This is a genomic window from Nocardioides pelophilus (assembly GCF_014180685.1).
Classification (GTDB): domain Bacteria; phylum Actinomycetota; class Actinomycetes; order Propionibacteriales; family Nocardioidaceae; genus Nocardioides; species Nocardioides pelophilus.
On the sequence record NZ_JACEHF010000292.1, the window covers coordinates 1 to 1,975 of the forward strand.

Sequence of the window (1,975 nt, forward strand, 5' to 3'; positions counted from 1 at the left end):
CGCGACCTGGCCGCGAAGATCGCCGCCGATCTCCCCGAGGAGCGGGCCGGCGCCGGCACGAGCGGGGCAGAGGTCGTCGAGCAGATCCCCGAGACCGGCTACCGCTCCCCCGGCGCCCGGGCGCAGGAGCGCGCGGTTCCCATCGCCCGCGGGCGTTCCCAGCTGAGGGTCGCCCGATGAAGGCCCTCATCGGCCTCGCGGCCGCGGCGATCGCCGTACTCACCGCCGGCGGCATCAAGGCAGCCCTCCCCGGCGCTCCCAGGGGCCCCGACCCATCCGAGGGCAAGGCCACCCAGGTCCGCGTGACGGCCGTGGTCGACGGGGACACGCTGCGCGTCGAGGACCTCGGCGGCCGCGAGCTCGGCCGAGTCCGCCTGCTCGGCATCGACGCCCCCGAAGTCGCCCACCCACCGGCGCCGGCGGAGTGCTACGCCGACCATGCAACAGACCTGCTCGAGGAGCTCGCGCCGGTCGGCAGCACCGTCCAGCTGGTCACCGACAGCGGCCAGCCCAACCGCGACCGATACGACCGGCTGCTGCGCTACGTCGACCACGCCGGTGTCGACGTAGCCCACGAGCTCATGGCCCGCGGCGCCGCACGCCGCTACGAGGCTGCCCAGGACCTCGCCCGCGAAGAGTCGTACTCCGCGGCCGCTGACGATGCCCAGGACGCCGACAGCGGCCTGTGGGGCACCTGCTGAGGGACGGCCGCGCATGGACGAGCAGCTGACAACGGCCGCGAAGAGGGTGGCCCGATGGTGCTACAACCGCGGCGTCGACGAACGCGTCCTCGGCTGCAGGGAGCAGCTGCTCAAAGCGGCGGTCGACCAGGCGCTCGGCCGACCGGCGCCGACGCACCTCGAGCACGCGCTGTGGCAACAGACCGCCACGCTGCTGCGCCAGCGGCGCGACTGGGACCGCGACCACCAGGTGACTCCCCCGCCGCCCGCGGCGTGCCTGCCCTGCGCCGTGGCGGTCGACCAGTGCCCCACCCACGCCGACCAGCGCTGTCGTGCCTGCGGTGGCCAACTGCACCGCATCGTCGTCGACGAGGGCTTCGACACCCATCCGTGCTGCGACCACACGAGCGGGGCCGGTTCCCACGCCGTCCTCGAGCACACGGCACAGATGCTGGGCGCCACGCTGCTGGCCCAGCCGGCCTGAGCACCGGCAGGGCTCCGCGACTTTCCGATCCAGTCGGGCCGCGGTGATCGCCCGGGCCCTCGGTCCGCACATAGGTGACCAGGAGGACCGGCGCAGCCGGTGCCGGTCCACGGGATCCATGGGAGTTCACATGAGTGACGCCGCTCGCGAGGAAGCCGCGCTCGAGGAAGAGGCGCGACAGCGCGCCGAGGAGATCAGGGCCAGCGAGGAAGCAGCCGCCCAGGCCGCGGCCGCCGACACCGGTCCCTCCCCCGACGCCGAGATCGCACAGGTCCACCGGTCCGGCCGCCAGCACGACCACACCGCCACCGCCGCCTACCAGGGGCCCCAGCTCGGCCGCCGCCGCGGCCCGCGCCGATAGGAGGCCGCGATGGCTACCGCACTCGCGCCGACAACCGGCCCTTCGACCGTCCGCTGGGTCGACTGCCCCCACAAGCTGGGGTCGCTGCCCTGCATGAACCACAAGCCGCACGAGGGCGACGGCCGCGGCTGCGTGCACCACTCCACGTCCGGCTTCCAGGACGACGAGTAACCCGCCGCCGGTCGCCGCACCGCCAGAGAACAGCCTCAGCCGTGCACCAGGTGAAGCCGCGGCCGCTGAGGCTGCTCGACGGCCGTCTCCAAGCGCTGCATCCGCTCGAGGGTCATCGGGTGCCCGTAGCGCCGCAGCAGACCTGCCAGCACGGGACCGAGGCCGAGCGAGAGAAGGAACTGGTCGGCCTCGGCCTCCGTGTGGAGCTCGATCCGCCGGCCGGCCGCCGGCACCAGGTAGGTCACCGCGATGACCGCGCCCCCGAGCAGACCGGCCCAG

Annotated in this window: 6 protein-coding genes; 5 read left to right on the plus strand and 1 reads right to left on the minus strand. The window is 74.0% G+C overall.

Annotated elements, in window-relative coordinates:
* The 5 genes from H0488_RS23060 to H0488_RS23080 form a co-directional block, all read left to right on the plus strand.
* A partial coding sequence (locus H0488_RS23060; protein WP_183101509.1) for a hypothetical protein occupies positions 1-180 on the plus strand: 180 nt, incomplete at its 5' end.
* Positions 177-701, plus strand: coding sequence for a thermonuclease family protein (locus H0488_RS23065; protein ID WP_183101510.1), 525 nt, complete (start codon positions 177-179; stop codon positions 699-701). The genes H0488_RS23060 and H0488_RS23065, both read left to right, overlap by 4 nt.
* Positions 702-714: 13 nt before the next feature.
* Positions 715-1,164: a hypothetical protein gene (locus tag H0488_RS23070; RefSeq protein WP_183101511.1), complete on the plus strand. Its 450-nt coding sequence runs from the start codon at positions 715-717 to the stop codon at positions 1,162-1,164.
* A 130-nt stretch (positions 1,165-1,294) separates the two neighbouring features.
* A complete protein-coding gene (locus H0488_RS23075) occupies positions 1,295-1,525 on the plus strand; it encodes a hypothetical protein (RefSeq protein WP_183101512.1) in 231 nt (76 codons plus the stop codon).
* 9 nt (positions 1,526-1,534) lie between these two features.
* Positions 1,535-1,696 (plus strand): hypothetical protein, encoded by a 162-nt coding sequence (locus tag H0488_RS23080; RefSeq protein WP_183101513.1) that lies wholly within the window; start codon positions 1,535-1,537, stop codon positions 1,694-1,696.
* 35 nt (positions 1,697-1,731) lie between these two features.
* Here the strand turns inward: H0488_RS23080 and H0488_RS23085 are convergent.
* On the minus strand, positions 1,732-1,975 hold a 244-nt coding region (locus H0488_RS23085; protein ID WP_183101514.1), incomplete at its 5' end, for a hypothetical protein.